At 49.3% G+C, this 18,955-nt stretch carries 31 protein-coding genes and 2 pseudogenes; 18 read left to right on the top strand and 15 right to left on the bottom strand.

What is annotated here, in order from left to right; genetic code table 11:
- The first annotated feature begins 43 nt into the window (after positions 1-43).
- The 3 genes from rdgB to ACQGXV_RS04880 all read left to right on the top strand — a co-directional run bounded on the left by rdgB (position 44) and on the right by ACQGXV_RS04880 (position 2,262).
- Positions 44-649: an RdgB/HAM1 family non-canonical purine NTP pyrophosphatase gene (gene rdgB / locus ACQGXV_RS04890; RefSeq protein ID WP_440867255.1), complete on the top strand. Its 606-nt coding sequence runs from the start codon at positions 44-46 to the stop codon at positions 647-649.
- On the top strand, positions 642-1,778 hold the full coding sequence (gene hemW, locus ACQGXV_RS04885; protein ID WP_440867253.1) for a radical SAM family heme chaperone HemW: 1,137 nt from the start codon (positions 642-644) through the stop codon (positions 1,776-1,778). Before rdgB ends, hemW begins: the two co-directional genes overlap by 8 nt.
- Before the next feature lie 151 nt (positions 1,779-1,929).
- A complete protein-coding gene (locus ACQGXV_RS04880) occupies positions 1,930-2,262 on the top strand; it encodes a hypothetical protein (RefSeq protein ID WP_440865478.1) in 333 nt (110 codons plus the stop codon).
- Between the two features lie 346 nt (positions 2,263-2,608).
- On the opposite strand, the gene ACQGXV_RS04875 is transcribed toward ACQGXV_RS04880, so the two are convergent.
- From ACQGXV_RS04875 to ACQGXV_RS04840, 8 genes and pseudogenes are all read right to left on the bottom strand, one after another.
- Positions 2,609-3,238: an MFS transporter gene (locus tag ACQGXV_RS04875; RefSeq protein WP_440865477.1), complete on the bottom strand. Its 630-nt coding sequence runs from the start codon at positions 3,236-3,238 to the stop codon at positions 2,609-2,611.
- Positions 3,239-3,415: 177 nt separating this feature from the next.
- A complete protein-coding gene (locus ACQGXV_RS04870; RefSeq protein WP_440865475.1) occupies positions 3,416-3,838 on the bottom strand; it encodes an MFS transporter in 423 nt (140 codons plus the stop codon).
- Between the two features lie 36 nt (positions 3,839-3,874).
- Positions 3,875-4,807: pseudogene (gene tnpC / locus ACQGXV_RS04865) on the bottom strand (IS66 family transposase); the annotation flags it as partial.
- Positions 4,808-4,828: 21 nt separating this feature from the next.
- Positions 4,829-5,362, bottom strand: coding sequence for an IS630 family transposase (locus ACQGXV_RS04860; RefSeq protein ID WP_440862665.1), 534 nt, complete (start codon positions 5,360-5,362; stop codon positions 4,829-4,831).
- Positions 5,286-5,651 carry an IS630 transposase-related protein gene (locus tag ACQGXV_RS04855; RefSeq protein WP_440862584.1) on the bottom strand — a complete coding sequence of 122 codons (366 nt, stop codon included), beginning with the start codon at positions 5,649-5,651 and terminating at the stop codon, positions 5,286-5,288. Before ACQGXV_RS04855 ends, ACQGXV_RS04860 begins: the two co-directional genes overlap by 77 nt.
- Before the next feature lie 28 nt (positions 5,652-5,679).
- Positions 5,680-5,913: a transposase gene (locus tag ACQGXV_RS04850; protein ID WP_440865474.1), complete on the bottom strand. Its 234-nt coding sequence runs from the start codon at positions 5,911-5,913 to the stop codon at positions 5,680-5,682.
- A gap of 38 nt (positions 5,914-5,951) precedes the next feature.
- The gene (locus ACQGXV_RS04845; RefSeq protein ID WP_440865472.1) at positions 5,952-6,335 is read right to left on the bottom strand and encodes a GH32 C-terminal domain-containing protein; all 384 of its coding nucleotides are present in this window, start codon (positions 6,333-6,335) and stop codon (positions 5,952-5,954) included.
- Between the two features lie 264 nt (positions 6,336-6,599).
- Positions 6,600-7,388: pseudogene (locus ACQGXV_RS04840) on the bottom strand (glycoside hydrolase family 32 protein); the annotation flags it as partial.
- 67 nt (positions 7,389-7,455) lie between these two features.
- On the opposite strand from ACQGXV_RS04840, the gene ACQGXV_RS04835 reads away from it, so the two are divergent.
- The 10 genes from ACQGXV_RS04835 (at position 7,456) to ACQGXV_RS04790 (ending at position 11,419) form a co-directional block, all read left to right on the top strand.
- Positions 7,456-7,722: an IS630 transposase-related protein gene (locus ACQGXV_RS04835; protein WP_440864154.1), complete on the top strand. Its 267-nt coding sequence runs from the start codon at positions 7,456-7,458 to the stop codon at positions 7,720-7,722.
- Positions 7,646-8,068 carry a transposase gene (locus ACQGXV_RS04830; protein ID WP_440867251.1) on the top strand — a complete coding sequence of 141 codons (423 nt, stop codon included), beginning with the start codon at positions 7,646-7,648 and terminating at the stop codon, positions 8,066-8,068. Before ACQGXV_RS04835 ends, ACQGXV_RS04830 begins: the two co-directional genes overlap by 77 nt.
- 28 nt (positions 8,069-8,096) lie before the next feature.
- Entirely contained in the window at positions 8,097-8,462 is a 366-nt protein-coding gene (locus tag ACQGXV_RS04825) for an IS630 transposase-related protein (protein ID WP_440862584.1), read from the top strand.
- Positions 8,386-8,919 (top strand): IS630 family transposase, encoded by a 534-nt coding sequence (locus tag ACQGXV_RS04820; RefSeq protein WP_440862665.1) that lies wholly within the window; start codon positions 8,386-8,388, stop codon positions 8,917-8,919. The genes ACQGXV_RS04825 and ACQGXV_RS04820 overlap by 77 nt, the downstream gene beginning before the upstream one ends.
- Positions 8,880-9,170, top strand: coding sequence for a hypothetical protein (locus ACQGXV_RS04815; protein ID WP_440865471.1), 291 nt, complete (start codon positions 8,880-8,882; stop codon positions 9,168-9,170). Before ACQGXV_RS04820 ends, ACQGXV_RS04815 begins: the two co-directional genes overlap by 40 nt.
- 283 nt (positions 9,171-9,453) lie before the next feature.
- Positions 9,454-9,846 carry a 30S ribosomal protein S6 gene (gene rpsF, locus ACQGXV_RS04810; protein WP_195312177.1) on the top strand — a complete coding sequence of 131 codons (393 nt, stop codon included), beginning with the start codon at positions 9,454-9,456 and terminating at the stop codon, positions 9,844-9,846.
- Between the two features lie 5 nt (positions 9,847-9,851).
- Complete coding sequence (priB, locus tag ACQGXV_RS04805; RefSeq protein WP_440865469.1) at positions 9,852-10,172, top strand: primosomal replication protein N; 321 nt, start codon at positions 9,852-9,854, stop codon at positions 10,170-10,172.
- Between the two features lie 4 nt (positions 10,173-10,176).
- Positions 10,177-10,404, top strand: a complete 228-nt coding sequence (gene rpsR, locus ACQGXV_RS04800; RefSeq protein ID WP_000135199.1) for a 30S ribosomal protein S18 — start codon at positions 10,177-10,179, stop codon at positions 10,402-10,404.
- 41 nt (positions 10,405-10,445) lie between these two features.
- Positions 10,446-10,895, top strand: a complete 450-nt coding sequence (rplI, locus tag ACQGXV_RS04795) for a 50S ribosomal protein L9 (RefSeq protein WP_440865012.1) — start codon at positions 10,446-10,448, stop codon at positions 10,893-10,895.
- A gap of 146 nt (positions 10,896-11,041) precedes the next feature.
- Positions 11,042-11,419, top strand: coding sequence for a DUF488 domain-containing protein (locus tag ACQGXV_RS04790; RefSeq protein ID WP_440865011.1), 378 nt, complete (start codon positions 11,042-11,044; stop codon positions 11,417-11,419).
- Between the two features lie 7 nt (positions 11,420-11,426).
- Here ACQGXV_RS04790 and ACQGXV_RS04785 read toward each other — a convergent pair whose 3' ends face one another.
- Entirely contained in the window at positions 11,427-12,092 is a 666-nt protein-coding gene (locus tag ACQGXV_RS04785; RefSeq protein ID WP_440865010.1) for a LysM-like peptidoglycan-binding domain-containing protein, read from the bottom strand.
- Between the two features lie 346 nt (positions 12,093-12,438).
- Here ACQGXV_RS04785 and fklB point away from each other — a divergent pair, with 346 nt between their 5' ends.
- Together fklB and ACQGXV_RS04775 are read left to right on the top strand one after the other, a co-directional pair.
- Positions 12,439-13,059 (top strand): FKBP-type peptidyl-prolyl cis-trans isomerase, encoded by a 621-nt coding sequence (gene fklB / locus ACQGXV_RS04780; RefSeq protein WP_440865009.1) that lies wholly within the window; start codon positions 12,439-12,441, stop codon positions 13,057-13,059.
- A 249-nt stretch (positions 13,060-13,308) separates the two neighbouring features.
- Positions 13,309-14,046: a transposase family protein gene (locus ACQGXV_RS04775; RefSeq protein ID WP_440865008.1), complete on the top strand. Its 738-nt coding sequence runs from the start codon at positions 13,309-13,311 to the stop codon at positions 14,044-14,046.
- Positions 14,047-14,073: 27 nt separating this feature from the next.
- Here ACQGXV_RS04775 and ACQGXV_RS04770 read toward each other — a convergent pair whose 3' ends face one another.
- Positions 14,074-15,285 carry an IS256 family transposase gene (locus ACQGXV_RS04770; RefSeq protein WP_440865007.1) on the bottom strand — a complete coding sequence of 404 codons (1,212 nt, stop codon included), beginning with the start codon at positions 15,283-15,285 and terminating at the stop codon, positions 14,074-14,076.
- 29 nt (positions 15,286-15,314) lie between these two features.
- On the opposite strand from ACQGXV_RS04770, the gene ACQGXV_RS04765 reads away from it, so the two are divergent.
- Complete coding sequence (locus ACQGXV_RS04765) at positions 15,315-15,479, top strand: hypothetical protein (protein WP_440865006.1); 165 nt, start codon at positions 15,315-15,317, stop codon at positions 15,477-15,479.
- Positions 15,480-15,516: 37 nt separating this feature from the next.
- Here ACQGXV_RS04765 and ACQGXV_RS04760 read toward each other — a convergent pair whose 3' ends face one another.
- Together ACQGXV_RS04760 and ACQGXV_RS04755 are read right to left on the bottom strand one after the other, a co-directional pair.
- The gene (locus tag ACQGXV_RS04760) at positions 15,517-15,783 is read right to left on the bottom strand and encodes a hypothetical protein (RefSeq protein WP_440865005.1); all 267 of its coding nucleotides are present in this window, start codon (positions 15,781-15,783) and stop codon (positions 15,517-15,519) included.
- A 186-nt stretch (positions 15,784-15,969) separates the two neighbouring features.
- Positions 15,970-16,740, bottom strand: coding sequence for an ABC transporter substrate-binding protein (locus tag ACQGXV_RS04755; RefSeq protein WP_440867249.1), 771 nt, complete (start codon positions 16,738-16,740; stop codon positions 15,970-15,972).
- Between the two features lie 85 nt (positions 16,741-16,825).
- Here ACQGXV_RS04755 and ACQGXV_RS04750 point away from each other — a divergent pair, with 85 nt between their 5' ends.
- On the top strand, positions 16,826-17,515 hold the full coding sequence (locus ACQGXV_RS04750) for a transposase family protein (protein ID WP_440865004.1): 690 nt from the start codon (positions 16,826-16,828) through the stop codon (positions 17,513-17,515).
- Positions 17,516-17,704: 189 nt separating this feature from the next.
- Positions 17,705-17,923, top strand: a complete 219-nt coding sequence (locus tag ACQGXV_RS04745; RefSeq protein ID WP_162505268.1) for a transposase family protein — start codon at positions 17,705-17,707, stop codon at positions 17,921-17,923.
- Between the two features lie 37 nt (positions 17,924-17,960).
- Here the strand turns inward: ACQGXV_RS04745 and ACQGXV_RS04740 are convergent, their stop codons facing one another.
- The 3 genes from ACQGXV_RS04740 to ACQGXV_RS04730 form a co-directional block, all read right to left on the bottom strand.
- Positions 17,961-18,254 carry an ABC transporter substrate-binding protein gene (locus ACQGXV_RS04740; RefSeq protein WP_440865003.1) on the bottom strand — a complete coding sequence of 98 codons (294 nt, stop codon included), beginning with the start codon at positions 18,252-18,254 and terminating at the stop codon, positions 17,961-17,963.
- A gap of 112 nt (positions 18,255-18,366) precedes the next feature.
- Entirely contained in the window at positions 18,367-18,489 is a 123-nt protein-coding gene (locus tag ACQGXV_RS04735; RefSeq protein ID WP_440865002.1) for a hypothetical protein, read from the bottom strand.
- A 156-nt stretch (positions 18,490-18,645) separates the two neighbouring features.
- A complete protein-coding gene (locus tag ACQGXV_RS04730; protein ID WP_440865001.1) occupies positions 18,646-18,903 on the bottom strand; it encodes a hypothetical protein in 258 nt (85 codons plus the stop codon).
- Positions 18,904-18,955: the final 52 nt, after the last annotated feature.

Genomic DNA, 18,955 nt, shown 5'->3' with positions numbered 1-18,955 from the left:
CGCCATTCCCGACGATGGCATTAACATAATGCAGGACACACGCATGGATACCTCGAGGCAAAACGTCGTTTTAGCCACCGGCAACCCCGGAAAAGTTCGCGAACTCGCCGATCTACTGGCAGATTTTGGCATGAATATCGTCGCACAAACCGAACTGGGCGTTGATTCTGCCGAAGAGACCGGACTGACCTTTATCGAGAATGCACTGCTCAAAGCACGCCACGCGGCGCACATCACCGGGTTACCTGCGGTGGCTGATGACTCGGGTCTGGCGGTGGATGCGTTGGACGGCGCACCGGGCATCTACTCTGCACGCTACGCCGGGGTGGATGCCAGCGATCAAGCCAATCTGGACAAACTGCTTGATGCCATCAAGGATGTGCCTGACGAACAACGCGGAGCCAGCTTCCACTGCGTACTGGTCTACTTGCGCCGCGCCGATGCCCCGACGCCGCTGGTCTGCCACGGCCGCTGGCAGGGCGTGCTGACGCGAGCGGCGGTTGGCGAAGGCGGCTTCGGCTATGATCCTATCTTTTACGTGCCGAGCGCAGGCAAAACCGCCGCAGAAATGACGCGCGATGAGAAAAATGCGCTATCGCACCGTGGTCAGGCACTGCGTTTGCTGCTGGATGCGTTGCGTCATGCATAAACTGCCGCCGCTCAGCCTTTACATTCACATTCCGTGGTGTGTGCAAAAGTGCCCGTACTGCGATTTTAACTCCCACGCCCTCAAAGGCGAGGTGCCGCATCAGGAATATGTGGATCACTTATTGGCCGATCTGGATGCGGATCTGCCGCTGAGCGGCAACCGGGCTCTTAGTTCAATCTTTATCGGCGGCGGCACGCCAAGCATGCTAAGCGCAGAAGGTATGCAGGCGCTGCTCGATGGCGTGCGCGCCCGCTTGCCCCTCAGCGCGAATGCCGAAATCACCATGGAAGCCAACCCCGGCACGGTAGAGGCCGATCGCTTTAGCGGCTACCAGCGCGCAGGAATTAATCGAATCTCCATTGGCGTGCAAAGTTTCAGCCCGGAAAAATTAACGCGTCTCGGACGCATTCATGGCCCAGAAGAAGCTAAGCGTGCCGCGCATCTGGCGGCTGGACTTGGGCTGCGCAGCTTCAATCTGGACCTGATGCACGGCCTGCCGGATCAGACGCTGGAAGAAGCGCTGGACGATTTGCGTCAGGCGATTGCGCTCAATCCGCCGCATCTGTCGTGGTATCAATTGACGATTGAGCCGAATACCCTGTTCGGTTCGCGCCCACCGGTGCTGCCCGATGACGATGCGCTGTGGGATATCTTCGCGCAGGGCCATGCGTTGCTCACTGCCGCAGGCTACCAGCAATATGAAACGTCCGCCTACGCCAAACCGGGCTATCAGTGTCAACACAACCTCAACTATTGGCGTTTTGGCGATTATCTGGGGATTGGGTGTGGTGCACATGGCAAAATTACGCGTGATGACGGATCTATCTTGAACACCGTAAAAACCCGCCATCCGCGCGGTTATATGCGCGGCACTTACCTGGACCAGCGCAATGAGGTGCAAGCAGAAGACCTGCCGTTCGAATTCTTTATGAACCGCTTTCGGCTGCTGGAACCCGCGCCGCGTAGCGAATTCATTGCCTACACCGGCTTGGCCGAAAGCACTGTGCGCCCGCAAATAGACTGGGTGTTGGCGCAAGGCTATCTGACAGAAACCGAGACCCACTGGCAGGTTACCGAACACGGTAAGCTGTTTCTGAACTCCTTGCTGGAAGGGTTTCTGGCGGAATGATTGCAACCAGAAAAAGAAAAAACAGGTGAACGGTTAGATAATGCTGACCGTCACTTGTCCTCTGAATATTAATAACGCCTGTTTTTTGATTGTTGGCAAACCTGCGAGGTTATAATTTCACGCCCCTTGACGAACTCGAAGGACATTATCAATGATAATAAAAATATATTCCCCACCTACAATGCATACCGCTCTCAGCGTTCAAAATACAAACAGCACGGCGCACAAAAAAAATCTCTCTCGGTGTATCAGTTTTACCGAAAATTCAAGCAATGACATCAAAACAAAAGCAAAAGAAATATCATTAAAATATGACCTACTAGTCGATGATATTTTATATGACACACCTGGCGTTCTGAGAAATCAGCGGGAACGCCTGCACACTCTCGGACTTGCCGTCACGGCATTAGAGCTGCGCACAAAAACAGATTCGTCAAATGCGGGGAAAAACCAATACTTGATGTTGCTATTACCGAAAAGATAAAATATATATGCGATGCACTTCCTGTCAATGGAAAAAGAAACTTCACACACGATAATGCTTATCTGTTACGTGGAAATAATTTTATTTCTGAATTTCTTTCATCAAAGGAAACGTCCGTCGATAAGATAAGCTATGCGCAGTTGTTGAGTATCGGGGAAGAAATGAGAAAAAACTGTGCTGATCCCGCCGCCGTTGATCAAGTGGCAATAAAAAAATTCTCAACCGTTTGGGATCTGCGTACTACGTTAGCGGAATAGTAGTATTTAGTATTTTTGTTCGACGCGAGAATAACGTTAATCGCTGAAAACAGAGGATAAGGAGGCGTTGCCAACGCCTCCTCTTTACCTTAATGGGCTGCTTTTGCGCCACCACTGTCCCGCGTGAAATATTGCAACACGGCGGCCAACAATGCCGCCACCGAGCCGACAATAAAACCTGCAAGGTAGCCTTGCGCATTGCCCCAGCCACCAAAGTGGTCAATCATCCACCCGGCAAGCGGCGACGCGGGCAACGTGCCTAAAAATGTCAGCATCAGCAGCAGGCCCATTGCAGAACCGGATGCTTTCGGCGCATGGTCCGCCAGCATGGCGTAGTACACCGGGAATACCGCATTCAACCCCAGCCCCCACATTAACAGCACCACCCATAGCATGCTTATACCTGATACGAAAATCAGCGAGAACACGCATACCGCATACCAGGCTGACAGGAAAATCAATGTCCTGCGACGACCGATATGATCGGAGATATAGCCGAAGAACAGTTGACCGAACCAACCGGTGATGTACGGTACCACGCCGATGATGGCACCCAATGTATCCTGCTGGTTCATGGTAAAGACCACATAGGGTGCCAGGAACCACAGCCCCACCGTTTGTGAAAAGTTAATCAGACCCGCACCGATCACCGTCAGCAAAATATTGCGATTCGCCAGGACTTGTTTGGTTTCTGCAAACTGTTCTTTGAACGTCAGCACCTCGGCTTTGTTGAATAATTTAACCGTTTGATTTACATCTTCTTTAGGTAGAATGCATGTACAGAGACTGTATTTTGTTAGAACGACAAATCAAGTAGTTAGCACAATAAAAAGCATTACGGCTGGAAAACTTAGTTGTTGAAGTGTTATAATAATTATGTAAATCAGCATGTTAAATTATTCAACAAAGCCCAGCACCTCTTCCGGTTCGTCAGACGGCGCGGTCAACCCATGCGCATAGTCATTCACTTCCTGATAGCTTTTCGGCGTGGCAAACATCCATAGCATCACAGCCAGTACGTAACCAATGATCGGCGTCAACAGGAACACCAAACGCCAGTTCTCGCTGCCAAAGGTCGCCAAAATCCAGCTTGCCGCTAAACCGCCCAGTAACGCACCTACCGGGTACCCGGTGTGGTGCAAACCCAATGCAAAGCCACGGTGTTCTTTGGGCCAATATTCAGAACATTGAGCAATATTGGTGACTTCAGCCCCACCGGCAGCTCCCATGCCTAGCACGCGCCACAGTATGAATTGCCATAAGTTCAAACAGGTCGCTTTAATACCAATCAGGATCGAAAATGTGGTGAAAAACACCATATACCAGTAAGCGTCACATATAGACCGTATTGACGCCTATACAGATTTAAGATCGGTTTTCCACGGCAGAAGATCCCGGATCCGGTTCACCGGCCAGTCCTGGATATGCCCCAGCACATAGCGCAACCACGCTTCCGGTTCCACACCGTTCAGCCGGCAGGTGCCGATCAGCGAGTACAGCACGGCAGCACGTTCACCGCCCGCGTCTGAACCGGCGAACAGCCAGTTTTTCCGGCCCAGGGCAACACCGCGCAGTGCGTTCTCCGCGATGTTGTTGTCGATTTCCGCCCAGCCGTTGCTGCAGTACAGGTTCAGCGCATCCCACTGCTTAAGCAGGTACGCGAACGCCTTCGCCGTATCCGAGTGGCGCGACAGCACCTTCATCTGCCCCTGTATCCAGTCGTACAGCGATTGCATCAGCGACACGGTTTTCTCTTTCCGCACCGCCAGCCTTTCGTCTGCCGGACTACCGCGTATCTCCGCCTCGATGGCATACAGCTCACCGATGCGTCTCAGCGCTTCGGTTGTGATGTCAGTCGGAGTACGGACGTGAACGTCGTGGATTTTCCGCCGGGCGTGCGCCATGCAGGCCGCTTCCGCTAAGCGGCCGTCTTCGTACAGGGCATTGTAGCCACCGTAAGCGTCTGCCTGCAGGATGCCGCCGTATCCTGCAAGGTGCCGTTGCGGATGTACGCCCTTCCGGTCCGGCGAGTACGCGAACCAGACCGCCGGTGGAAGCTGTGAGCCCGCGTTGCGGTCGTCCCGCACGTACACCCACAGCCGGGCCGTGCGCGTTTTGCCGCTGCCCGGCTCCTGCACCGGTACAGGGATATCGTCGGTATGCACCTTGCCCGGCATCAGTACGTACCGGCGCAGCAGGTCGTTCAGTGGCTCCAGCAGTTCGCTGACCGCGCCGGACCAGCGACCCAGCGTGGCGCGACTCAGCTCCACGCCCTGACGACGGTATATAGCCAAGCGACTTAATTTTGATTACACCATATGGACTGAGAACAAACTCTCTGTATCGCAACCCATCTCTCTTTTTTTGCTTTTTGCTTGTGCCCATTTATGCTCAATTGGGTTAAGATCTGGCGAATATGTAGGCAAATACTCCACCATATACCCTGCATCGATGATGACTTGTTGAATATTATGTTTTTTGTGAAAAGTGGCATTGTCCATCATGATTACACTGTTTTTAGGGAGTACTGGGATAAGGACTTGTGTGACCCAGGCATAGAAAACATCGCTGTTAATATTGATATCAAATAATCCGATAGCAAACAGCGTTGTGCCTAATAAAGCGCCGATAACATTTGTTCTTCCCCTAGCTCCCCAGTTCTTCAGGCCAAAACACCGTTGACCTTTTGGGGAATAGCCGTGAGTCCGTGGGGCATCGTGTGAAAAACCACTTTCATCAATAAAAACAATAGGTTTACCTTCTTTTTCATACTGTTGTTTTTTTTGTTGAAATCCCTGCCGGGCGTTTTCGTCGGCTTTCGGATGACGTAGAGTTTTTTTTATAGGTCAATCCCAGCTTTTTAAGCGCTTGCCAAATGGCCTTCTGACAAACGCCAAAACGCTCTGCACGTTCTTTTTGGTAAGCATCTGGATATTGTTCAACATCTTTTATCAACTCGGATTTATCGATCTTTCGCTGACGCGTGGTCGATGCTTTTGACTCTATTTGATTAATCCAACGCGATACAGAGGCAGGGCCAATCCGAAATTGCTTCGCTGTTTCTCGGATACTCAACCCTTCGTTTTTCCGTGTAGATATCACTTTACGTCTAAAATCAATTGAATAGCTCATTTAAATAATGTAATCAAAATTAAGTCGTTTAGCTATATGTACGTAACTCTTCGTTTTCCTTTTGCAACCGCTTTAACTCTGCACGTTCATCATCGCTGAGTACGCCGTTGCTCTGCTCGCGTACCAGCGAGACCCATGTATGCAGGGTTTTGTTGCTTATGCCCAGCGACGCTGCTGCCCTGGCTATCGTATAGCCCTGCTCTGTTACCAGGGCAACGGCTTCCTTTTTAAACTCAGGGGTAAATTGTCGTTTATGGTTCACTAAACACCTCCGTTTTGGATGTAAGTTTAGTGTCCTGATTATTCAACCACTACACAGGTCTCCCCTTGATTGACAAAGACTTCCACAGAGGAGCGGTCGATAAAAATCCGCAGATCAAGCGTGTCACCGTCGGGCAGTGTCACACTGCGATAGCCGCCGACGCCCAGTCCGGATTGACTGCGATCCAACACCAACCTACGAGACTGTGTATCGACATAAAACCGGGTGACGTAGCGCCGATCATCGCTGACGGCAATCTCGATGCCGAAGCGTTCTGCTTGGCTTTTTTCAATATCCCACGCCATGTGAATTTCTGCCTGAAGTGCGCTGATCCCCAGCCTGCGCCGTTGGTTTTTCAGCGAAAAAGCGGGCAGGGTATGCGCTTCCCGGCGTAGTGCTTGCAGTTCCCGCGCTGGCATCATTCTGACGCGCCCTTGCGCATCCAGCGACAGTTCGGGCGGAAGCGTGAGGCATCCGGCCCAGCCGTCGGCCTGAGTGGGTCTCTCGGACTCCCACATAGGCTTTGTTGAATAATTTAACCGTTTGATTTACATCTTCTTTAGTTAGAATGCATTTACAGAGAATGTATTTTGTTAGAACCACAAATCAAATAGTTAGCACAATAAAAAGCATTCCGAGAGGAAAAATTAGTCGTTGAAATTTTATAATGCTTATATAAATCAGTATCTTAAATTATTCAACAAAGCCTCCCACATATCCATCCAACCGAACAGCAAACGGCGTCCATCGGCGGTGACGAAAGATTGTGGCGCATAGAAATAGTGACCGGAATCCAACTCCTGAAAATGCTGCTCAAGCGTAAAAGGGTGATCCGGTTGCCAGCGTCCCAAAATATAGTCGCTCTGAAAGCGATTACGATAGCGATAGCCTTCGGGCGTCATACCCTGTGGTGAAAACATCAGCAGGTATTTATCCCCAAGCGGGAAGAAATCCGGGCACTCCCACATGTAGCCCAACCAGCGATCGGCTTTAGCCAGCACCCCTTCCAGACGCCATTGGAACAGAGAGGTGCCGCTGTAGAGCAATACCTGACCCCGATCATTGGCATCACGCGCGCCCACCACCATAAACCAGCGGCCATTCTGCTTCCAGACCTTGGGATCGCGGAAATGCATGATGCCGTCGGGTGGGGTGACTATCACGCCATGCTTGGTGAAATGGAGGCCATCTTCGCTGGTGGCAATGCATTGTACCTGGCGGATTGCGCCGTCATTACCAACACCCTGTAACCACACGTGACCGGTATAGATAAGCGTAAGCACACCATTGTCATTCACGGCGCAACCGGAAAAACAACCGTCCCTGTCGAAAGCGTCCCCGGGTGCCAACGCAATGGGTTGATGCTGCCAGTGCACCAGATCGTGTCTTGTCATGTGTCCCCAATGCATGGGCCCCCAGTGTTCATCATAAGGATGGTGTTGATAAAACACATGATATAGCCAAACGACATTATTTTGATAACAGCCAGCTATGATTCTTTGCCGCATATCAGGGCATAGGATGTAATCATTTTTAAGTCGGTTGGCTATATCGCGTTGGATTAATCAAATAGAGTCAAAAGCATCGACCACGCGTCAGCGAAAGATCGATAAATCCGAGTTGATAAAAGATGTTGAACAATATCCAGATGCTTACCAAAAAGAACGTGCAGAGCGTTTTGGCGTTTGTCAGAAGGCCATTTGGCAAGCGCTTAAAAAGCTGGGATTGACCTATAAAAAAAACTCTACGTCATCCGAAAGCCGACGAAAACGCCCGGCAGGGATTTCAACAAAAAAAACAACAGTATGAAAAAGAAGGCAAACCTATTGTTTTTATTGATGAAAGTGGTTTTTCACACGATGCCCCACGGACTCACGGCTATTCCCCAAAAGGTCAACGGTGTTTTGGCCTGAAGAACTCGGGAGCTAGGGGAAGAACAAATGTTATCGGCGCTTTATTAGGCACAACGCTGTTTGCTATCGGATTATTTGATATCAATATTAACAGCGATGTTTTCTATGCCTGGGTCACACAAGTCCTTATCCCAGTACTCCCTAAAAACAGTGTAATCATGATGGACAATGCCACTTTTCACAAAAAACATAATATTCAACAAGTCATCATCGATGCAGGGTATATGGTGGAGTATAGCTAAACGACTTAATTTTGATTACATTATTTAAATGAGCTATTCAATTGATTTTAGACGTAAAGTGATATCTACACGGAAAAACGAAGGGTTGAGTATCCGAGAAACAGCGAAGCAATTTCGGATTGGCCCTGCCTCTGTATCGCGTTGGATTAATCAAATAGAGTCAAAAGCATCGACCACGCGTCAGCGAAAGATCGATAAATCCGAGTTGATAAAAGATGTTGAACAATATCCAGATGCTTACCAAAAAGAGCGTGCAGAGCGTTTTGGCGTTTGTCAGAAGGCCATTTGGCAAGCGCTTAAAAAGCTGGGATTGACCTATAAAAAAAACTCTACGTCATCCGAAAGCCGACGAAAACGCCCGGCAGGGATTTCAACAAAAAAAACAACAGTATGAAAAAGAAGGTAAACCTATTGTTTTTATTGATGAAAGTGGTTTTTCACACGATGCCCCACGGACTCACGGCTATTCCCCAAAAGGTCAACGGTGTTTTGGCCTGAAGAACTGGGGAGCTAGGGGAAGAACAAATGTTATCGGCGCTTTATTAGGCACAACGCTGTTTGCTATCGGATTATTTGATATCAATATTAACAGCGATGTTTTCTATGCCTGGGTCACACAAGTCCTTATCCCAGTACTCCCTAAAAACAGTGTAATCATGATGGACAATGCCACTTTTCACAAAAAACATAATATTCAACAAGTCATCATCGATGCAGGGTATATGGTGGAGTATTTGCCTACATATTCGCCAGATCTTAACCCAATTGAGCATAAATGGGCACAAGCAAAAAGCAAAAAAAGAGAGATGGGTTGCGATACAGAGAGTTTGTTCTCAGTCCATATGGTGTAATCAAAATTAAGTCGCTTGGCTATAACGGCCATCACAGTACGCCAACCCGTTCGGATCGTTCATCCAGCCCGTGGGGGGCTCGAGATGGAAAGCAGGGTAAAAACGCGCTTTTCGCTGCTTTTCCAGCAGGCGTTGGGCCTGACTCGCATAGTGAAGAGTTTGGTTTTTTATCATGGCATGTCATCGTTGCTGAACAACGGTTCCGCTGGAGAGAGCCGCCCGGATTGGATGATAAAAATTGTCGACGTTGACGCTGATACTGGCAAACAGTCGTGTCGGGTAACTGAGAGATATATCACGATTATTGGCGCTAACTCGTTAATAATACGTTATTTGTATTGTTTTTTGTAAGTTTGGTTTCCCAAAAGCGGCACAGACGCTCATGACAAAACGGTGAGAGAACGCCTTGCGCTTATTAACAGGGGTAAGTATACTGACGCGTCATTTTTTCAGCCGCATACACACACGTTCCTTGCTTCCATGGGCCGCGGCTGACCCTGACAGGAGGCTGAAAAATCCGTAAGGAGCTATTCGATGCGTCATTACGAAATCGTATTTATGGTCCATCCTGACCAAAGCGAACAGGTTCCGGGCATGATCGAGCGCTACACTGGTGCTATCACTGGTGCAGAAGGCAAGATCCACCGTCTGGAAGACTGGGGCCGCCGTCAGCTGGCTTACCCCATCAACAAACTGCACAAGGCTCACTACGTTCTGCTGAACGTTGAAGCACCGCAGGAAGTGATCGATGAGCTGGAAACTAACTTCCGCTTCAACGATGCCGTTATCCGCAGCATGGTTATGCGTACCAAACACGCTGTAACTGAAGCGTCTCCGATGGTGAAAGCGAAAGACGAACGCCGTGAGCGTCGTGATGAATACGCTGAAGCCGGTGATGATGCTGAAGCTGGGGATTCTGAAGAGTAATTGCCGTGGCGACCGCTAATCGTCTGGAACTGTCTGGCATGATATGCAAGGCACCGGTACGAAAGGTCAGCCCGTCGGGCATTCCCCACTGCCAGTTTGTGCTTGAGCACCGCTCGGTACAGGAGGAAGCCGGACTTCGTCGGCAAGCATTGTGCCGTATGCCCGTGATTGTCAGCGGACGTGAGTCGCAAGCAATTACCCACAGTATAACGGTCGGTATGCACATCAGGGTTCAGGGCTTTATTTGCAGCCATCAAGGGCGCAATGGGCTGAACAAACTGGTGTTACATGCCGAGCAGATTGAATTGATAGATTCTGGAGACTAGCCAAATGGCACGTTATTTCCGTCGTCGCAAGTTCTGCCGTTTCACCGCGGAAGGCGTTCAAGAGATCGACTATAAAGATATCGCAACGCTGAAAAACTACATCACTGAAAGTGGTAAAATTGTCCCGAGCCGTATCACCGGTACTCGTGCCAAGTATCAGCGTCAACTGGCCCGTGCTATCAAGCGCGCGCGCTACCTGTCTTTGTTGCCGTACACTGATCGTCATCAGTAATCGGCCACAGTCCACTAACGAGACTTTGAGAGGATAAGGTAATGCAAGTTATTCTGCTTGATAAAGTAGCAAACCTGGGCAGCCTGGGTGATCAGGTAAACGTTAAAGCGGGCTATGCTCGTAACTTCCTGGTTCCGCAGGGCAAAGCTGTGCCGGCAACCAAGAAAAACGTTGAGTTCTTCGAAGCGCGTCGCGCAGAACTGGAAGCCAAACTGGCTGACGTTCTGGCTGCTGCTCAAGCGCGTGCTGCGCAACTGACTGAACTGGGTACCGTTACCCTGGCGTCCAAAGCGGGCGACGAAGGTAAACTGTTCGGTTCTATAGGTACGCGTGACATCGCTGATGCTGTCACTGCTGCTGGCGTTGCTATCGCAAAAAGCGAAGTTCGGCTGCCGAACGGCGTACTGCGTACGCTGGGCGACCACGAAGTTAACTTCCAGGTTCACAGCGATGTGTTCGCTACGCTGAACGTGCTGGTTGTTGCTGAATAAGCAATGCCACGGTGCCTTCGGGCGCTGAGCGTTATGCGTGAAACGCCGACCTTCGGGTCGGTGTTTTGCGTTTTAGGGGCGATCAGTCAGCACTGCAAAGGGAATTGGGCGTATGCTAACCCGGTTTATGACGGGAGGTTCTCGCTATGTCCACAGCCATTGATGTACCGCGTATTCACTTACAGCGGGTTTATGATGTGCACTCACCTTTTGCTCACCCCGCGTTTCTGGTGGATCGGCTTTGGCAACGCGGTGTTCGAAAAGCGCGACCGGAAGGCGCTCAGTGGCTTAAAGAGGTTGCGCCCAGCACGGCACTGCGTCAGGCATTCCACGCAGCGCCAGACGCGTGGGACACTTTTGTTACGCAGTATTGCGCCGAACTGGCACAACAACGCCATTGGCAAGTCATTACGTCGGTGTTAGCGTGCTCGGGTGAAGTCACATTGCTCTATGCCAGCAAAGAGCCGCAGCGCAATCATGCGCAGGTACTGCGCGATTTTCTGCTCGCGCAGTGTAGCGCCTGAAGCAACCTTAACGCGTGCGAAGAAATACGCCATCGGATTGGCGGGTGAAATGCACCTGCTGGCCATCCGCGGTTTCAATCTCCAGTTCAGACACCATTCCCTGTGGATTGAGCCGCAGTTTGACCTGTTGCCCGGCACGCAGGTTGCTCAGCGGCTTGTCCCTTCCTTCCACCTGAGCCATTGCAAAAACATCGTTGACGGGTAGGTTATTATCCCTGAACAACTGCGCCAGCGTTTGTCCTGCGGCAATCGGATAGGTCTGCCAGGCCGGCGCAGTGTGCTCTACCGGCGCGGACGTGTTATCAGCGAGGTTGGCGTGCATCGGGGCTGATTCACTCAGGGTGATGGGGGTCGCTGATGGCGGAGTGCGCGATGTTGACGGCGAATAGGGCCACAGCAGTGCGATCAGCAGCAGTGCGAAGGCAATCAGAATCGCACGGCGGTGGAAGGCAGGCAGCGGATCCATCCAGTGGTAGCTATCAGGGTGATGCCACAGCCCTCTCAAGGCGTCACGCACGCGCTCACGCAGTGCTGACAGGGGGAGAGAGGACGCATTACGCTGTTTTTCAGCCCGAGCCAAAGGCAAACGCGGAAGAACGCGTAGAACGCTGCGAATCAGCGCTTGATAATCCCTTGCGAGGGCTACTCGTTTCCTGGGCGCGATTCTGCCCATGGTGACCTCTCTTGCAACGATAGCAACCTGTAAAGCTGCCCAGTATATAGGTAACGCGCCAACGAAAGTAATACAAGAGTCATAATCGCTAACGTGTTGATGCTTAAGGTAACAAATTTGAAAGAAAGTGGAACCCTTAGTATAGAATAGGGCATGGTATTCGCTCGCCTTTCATACTGACAGCGCCGATTTTTTTGGCTGTGCTCCGATTTTCGCAGTCCTGCGCCCTGCCAACGCCTCTGCAACGTGCAAGTATGACGGGTATAACGATCGCACAGAAGATTTTACCCTGCCGTCCAGCGCTGTTATGCTGCGTTTTCATTTTTTTACACAATGAGGAACATCCATGAGCACCCCTTCTTATGAGAGCGTTGAGGCGCAGGCCAGTTACGGTATTGGTTTGCAGGTTGGCCAACAGTTGCAAGAATCTGGCCTGGAAGGGCTGATCCCTGAAGCCCTGGTGGCAGGTCTGCGTGATGCACTGGCAGGTAATGCGCCCGCCGTTCCTGTGGATGTTGTACATCGCGCGCTGCGTGAAATTCATGAACGTGCTGATGCGGTGCGCCGTGAAAACCAGCAAGCGTTGGCTGTTGAAGGGCAAAATTTCCTGGCAGACAACGCCGGTAAAGACGGCGTTAACCAGACGGAGTCCGGTTTGCAATTCCGCGTGCTGACCCAAGGTGAAGGGGCTATCCCCGCACGTCAAGATCGTGTGCGTGTACACTATACGGGTCGCCTGATCGATGGCAGCGTGTTCGATAGCTCCGTGCAGCGTGGACAGCCGGCAGAGTTTCCGGTGAGCGGCGTTATTCCTGGCTGGATTGAAGCGCTGACGCTTATGCCGGTCGGTTCCAAATGGGAACTTTATATTCCGCATAACCTGGCGTATGGCGAACGTGGTGCAGGTGCATCCATTCCGCCGTTCAGCGCGCTGATTTTTGAAGTTGAACTGCTGGAAATCCTCTAATGCAGGCGCAGGGGGCGTTGAATGATGCTCCCTGCAAATCCTGATAAAGACGGTTCAAACGGGCGGGTTCAACGCCCACTGTGACGCTATATCGCTTACGGCTTCGTCAACGGTGCTTTCATTCATGATATGGATGACAGGGCAGGGGATCTTCTCCAACCATTAAACTAGTTGCTGAATAGAGACTTGCATTTTTTGTCAGGCTATTGAGAATAAAAAGAGGTTTAACTTAGAGAATAAAGGTTTGAAATGATCAACAAAGAGCGGTTGTTACGAGATAATCGTTTATGTAAAGCAATCATTGGATTATCAGTCGAAGAATTGAAAAATTTAGCCGCTGAATTTTCAGCTTGTTATTTGATTTATCGGAAAAAGAATCGAAAAGATCACGAGCGGCAGATGGGTGCAGGGCAGAAAGGATTTATCCCAACCCCATTAGATAAACTGCTTTTTATTTTATTGTATTTAAAATGTTATCCGACCTATGATTTGCAAGGACTTCTTTTTGGTTTAGATAGAACACGGGTATGTCGCTGGGTAAAAATATTATTGCCGGTTTTAGAGATGACCTTGGGGCGAGAATGTGTTTTGCCCGCTCGTCAAATTCGCTCTGCTGAGGAATTTTTTCGCGCCTTTCCTGGAGTTAAAGACGTCTTTATTGATGGGACAGAGCGACCTGTCCAAAAGCCTAAGAATCTGCGTCGGCGAAAAAAAATGTATTCGGGAAAGAAAAGACAGACCACTCGAAAAGGGCTTATTATGACTGGCGAAACAAGGCAAATTGGATTTATCCCCATGAGCAAAAATGGGCGCCGTCACGATAAACGCTTACTCGATAAAGTCGATATAATTCGCCATATTCCTCCTGAGGTAACCATCTGGGCAGATACCGGTTTTCAAGGTATAGATAAACAGCATCCTAATACACAAATCCCAAAAAAAGGAACTCGAAAAAGACCTTTATCGCCTGAACAAAAGAGTCTGTAAAGAATTTTGTGTAAATGGCTCCATTGCTTAACCGGAGATTCGTTCTCCATACATCAACATGAATTGGCTCATAGCAGGTTTCCAGTCTCTGATTGGCAAGGTCCATTTAGCAGAGATATTATGCAAGGCTAGATAGAGTAATTTTATCACCGAGTCATCCGTTGGAAATATTCGTCGCGTTTTCGTTATCTTGCGCAATGAAGCATTTAACGACTCTATCGCGTTGGTGGTGTAGATAACCTTGCGGATCTCCGGCGGAAAGTCAAAAATGACGATGAGACGTTCCCAATTATTTCTCCACGACGGGCTGATCGTCGGGAACTGCTCATCCCATTTGGCCGCGAAGGCATCCAGGGCCTCTTCAGCGCCCTCTAGCGTTGCGGAACTATAGATGGTGCGCAGGTCAGCAGCAACGGCCTTACGCTCTTTCCAGCCGACGTAGCGCAGCGAGTTCCGCACCTGATGCACAATGCAGAGCTGTACCCGCGTATGCGGGTAAACAGCTTCAATGGCATCAGGAAAGCCTTTCAGGCCATCGCAGCAGGCGACGAAGATGTCCTTTAGCCCACGATTTTTCAGTTCTGTCATCACAGATAACCAGAACTTGGCCCCCTCAGTTTTGGCTATCCATAGCCCCAGCAGCTCTTTTTCGCCCTGGCCGTTGACGCCGAGGGCCAGATAAACAGACTTGTTGGCCACGGCTCCGCCGTCCTGGCTTTTGACAACAATACAGTCAAGGTAAACAATGGGATAAAGCGCATCCAGCGGCCGTTGCTGCCAGCGCTTAACTTCATCCATCACAGCATTGGTCACTTGAGAAATGAAGCCAGCGGAAACATCGACCCCGTAGACTTCTTTAAAGTGTGCCTGAATATCACGGGTTGATAACCCTCTGGAATAGAGAGAAATAATGCGGTCATCGAAGCCGTTAAGCTGTTTTTCGTTCTTACCGATCAGTGTCGGCTCGAAGGTACTGTTGCGGTCGCGCGGAATATCGAGCTCGATCTCCCCATTTTGGCTACGTACGCTCTTGGATGTCTTGCCATTGCGGGAGTTGCCTGAATGATTACCTGCCGGGTCATGCTTAGCATACCCAAGGTGCATCTCCATCTCAGCTTGAAGAACCCGTTCCGCCAGTCTTTTAGTCAGCACCTTGAGTAGGCCTGATTCACCCAGCAGATCCTGAGGGGAGTGACAATCTTGAAGCAGTTGGTCAATAAGTTCGTTGCTGATAGGCATTTTGTTATCCTTTGAAGGTTTTCCTCAAAATGCCATTTACACAGATTATTTTACAGTCTCTTGAACACGCCATCGCGGGTATCAAGCGCCTCGGTTGCATGACCCAAATTTTACGGAATCGTAGACCCTTTATTGATGATACCTTCTTACTCCTTAGCGCCGGTCTTTGGAATTTCCATCTCAGAACAGCGTAAAATTTACTTCAATCACCGAAACACCCTTATTTCACTATTAAGCAACACGCTTGTTGTCGTTCTCCGTCTGCGCGGCTTCCAGCAGGCGATCGACTTCGGGGTTAACGTAGTGCGAGGTGTTTGAGAACGGTAAGCCGACGCGGTAGTTCTTCGACCAGTAGAGACGCTGTACGCCTGCGGTTGGATCGTACAAGTTGGCAAACATGTTTAACGCCAGCGCAAAGTCGCGATCGTTGTACACTCGTTTGGTGTGCGATGAAATGTCCGATGAACGCAGCGTTACTGCAACCCCAATTTTTGCCAATGCTGCCCGGCTTTGTTGAATAATTTAAGATACTGATTTATATAAGCATTATAAAATTTCAACGACTAATTTTTCCTCTCGGAATGCTTTTTATTGTGCTAACTATTTGATTTGTCGTTCTAACAAAATACATTCTCTGTAAATGCATTCTAACTAAAGAAGATGTAAATCAAACGGTTAAATTATTCAACAAAGCCATGCTGCCCGTGTGAAATCGGCGATACGACGGAAAGCATCGTCATAGGTGTTGTAGTCCAGCGTGATGCTAAAGCGAGTGCCGTCTGCGCCGCGCGGGTATCCGGCTTCATCCAGCAGGCGGTTGGCGGCCGCCAGATCGAAGGGGTACGGGGTCGGCGACGGATCGTGGAAGGTTTTCAAACCGGGGGCAACGGGAGATGCCGTGGGCGTCGCCAGACCGAAGTAGGCAATGCGCACCAGTGCATCCCTGTCAATGGCGTGAGAAAACGCCTGGCGCACACGCAGGTCTTTGAAAATATTGTCATCCAGATTGAATTGCAGCGATGCGACGCTGTAGGAGTAATTGTTCCCTTTAGTGTCAAAGCCCAGCTTACCCTCTTTCTTCAAACGGGCAATTTCACTCAGTGCAACAGGCGTTCGGTAAGCGATGTCCGCATCACCGGTTTCCAGCGCCAGCGTGCGCACCACGGCATCCGGCGAGAACTTGACGATCAACTGGTCCAGATAGGGTTTTGGGGGATCCCAGTAGTTGGGATTGCGTTTATAGACAATGTGGCTGCCGCGTACCCATTCGCTGAAAATATACGGACCGGTGCCTACTGGCGCATTGTTATTGTCATTCTTCAGCGGATCGCTACCCGGCACGTCATAAATGTGTTTTGGCAGAATCGGCGTTTCGCCGGCGGCAAACGCGCGCAGCAAATAAGGGGCCGGGTGTGATAACTCAAAGACGGCAGTCAGCGCATCGGGGGTTTTAATAAACTAGTTGCTGAATAGAGACTTGCATTTTTTGTCAGGCTATTGAGAATAAAAAGAGGTTTAACTTAGAGAATAAAGGTTTGAAATGATCAACAAAGAGCGGTTGTTACGAGATAATCGTTTATGTAAAGCAATCATTGGATTATCAGTCGAAGAATTGAAAAATTTAGCCGCTGAATTTTCAGCTTGTTATTTGATTTATCGGAAAAAGAATCGAAAAGATCACGAGCGGCAGATGGGTGCAGGGCAGAAAGGATTTATCCCAACCCCATTAGATAAACTGCTTTTTATTTTATTGTATTTAAAATGTTATCCGACCTATGATTTGCAAGCACTTCTTTTTGGTTTAGATAGAACACGGGTATGTCGCTGGGTAAAAATATTATTGCCGGTTTTAGAGATGACCTTGGGGCGAGAATGTGTTTTGCCCGCTCGTCAAATTCGCTCTGCTGAGGAATTTTTTCGCGCCTTTCCTGGAGTTAAAGACGTCTTTATTGATGGGACAGAGCGACCTGTCCAAAAGCCTAAGAATCTGCGTCGGCGAAAAAAAATGTATTCGGGAAAGAAAAGACAGACCACTCGAAAAGGGCTTATTATGACTGACGAAACAAGGCAAATTGGATTTATCCCCATGAGCAAAAATGGTCGCCGTCACGATAAACGCTTACTCGATAAAGTCGATATAATTCGCCATATTCCTCCTGAGGTAACCATCTGGGCAGATACCGGTTTTCAAGGTATAGATAAACAGCATCCTAATGGCTTTGTTGAATAATTTAACGTTTTGATTTACAACTTCTTTAGGTGGGATGCATGTACAGAAAATGTATTTTGTTAGAGCGATAAATCAAATAGTTAGCACAATAAAAAGCATTACGGTAGTAAAATTTAGTCGTTAAAATTTTATAATACCCATTTAAATCAGTATTTTAAATTATTCAACAAAGCCCATCCTAATACACAAATCCCAAAAAAAGGAACTCGAAAAAGACCTTTATCGCCTGAACAAAAACAAGAAAATAAAATAATCTCGGGCATCCGTATTACAGTTGAACACGCCATCGCGGGTATCAAGCGCCTCGGTTGCATGACCCAAATTTTACGGAATCGTAGACCCTTTATTGATGATACCTTCTTACTCCTTAGCGCCGGTCTTTGGAATTTCCATCTCAGAACAGCGTAAAATTTACTTCAATCACCGAAACACCCTTATTTCACTATTAAGCAACACGCTTAATGTCGTTAACGTTAGCAAAGGTGCTTCTGGCTCGTGGGTGGATTTGTTTTAGCAACTGAATGGAATAGGCCACGTCAGCGGAAGTAAAAGGCTGGCCGTCGTGCCATTTCACTCCCTGACGCAAATGAAAAGTATAGGTTTTGCCATCGGGGCTGATATCCCAGGATGTTGCCAGCTGCGGCTGTGGATTAAGGTCGTAATCGTAGGTCAGCAGCCCTTCCGTGACTTTGCCACTGACCGCAATCGCTTGTTGAGCGACGGTCGCGAGTGAAACCAATGTGGATGGCTCACTGGACAGTATAGCCAAGCGACATTATTTTGATAACAGCCAGCTATGCTTCTTTGCCGCATATCAGGGCATAGGATGTAATCATTTTTAAGTCGGTTGGCTATATCAGCGTCAGTGCACCGCCGCGCTGCGGCGTGGTGGCAGCGTGTGCGCTGGCAGCCAGCCACCCTGAAAGCAGCAGGGCGTTGCCTCCCCAGCGAGACAAACGGGTAAACCATGACATAAAACCCCCTGGTTGAAGATCAAAAAAACAAAAATGAGCGAATGAAATTCAACCTAACAAATATATATTTTATATTGTATAAACTTTATGGGATAACCAATTGCGTAAACTGGAAATGCACGCCACACGGCCTGTCAATGCCTACCATTAACCGTCTCACAGCGCTTTTTCTTCCTCCCCGAGCACAATCATTTTCTGAGGAGCATGGAGCCATATGCTTTTTACACGCGTCGGTTTGCGAAAAGCCACCGTACCCGCGGGGGGCATCGGCATACGCTCGCAACGTGTCAATTCAATACCGTCATTATCTATTTGATCAAGTTGGCTCAGGCGGTGAGATTTTTGAAGCGCGTGGGGTATAAATTCCCCTGTACTGACGTGAAACAAGCGGGAAAGACTGTCTAGCTTCATCAACTTCACATCCATAGACGCTCAGGTGGCAACACGCCCCCGAAATAACGGCGCT

The sequence above is a fragment of the Symbiopectobacterium purcellii genome, from assembly GCF_052050035.1.
Lineage (GTDB): Bacteria > Pseudomonadota > Gammaproteobacteria > Enterobacterales > Enterobacteriaceae > Symbiopectobacterium > Symbiopectobacterium purcellii_A.
The sequence above is the reverse complement of the archived record's forward strand: the minus strand, read 5'-3'. Positions and strand labels throughout refer to the sequence as shown.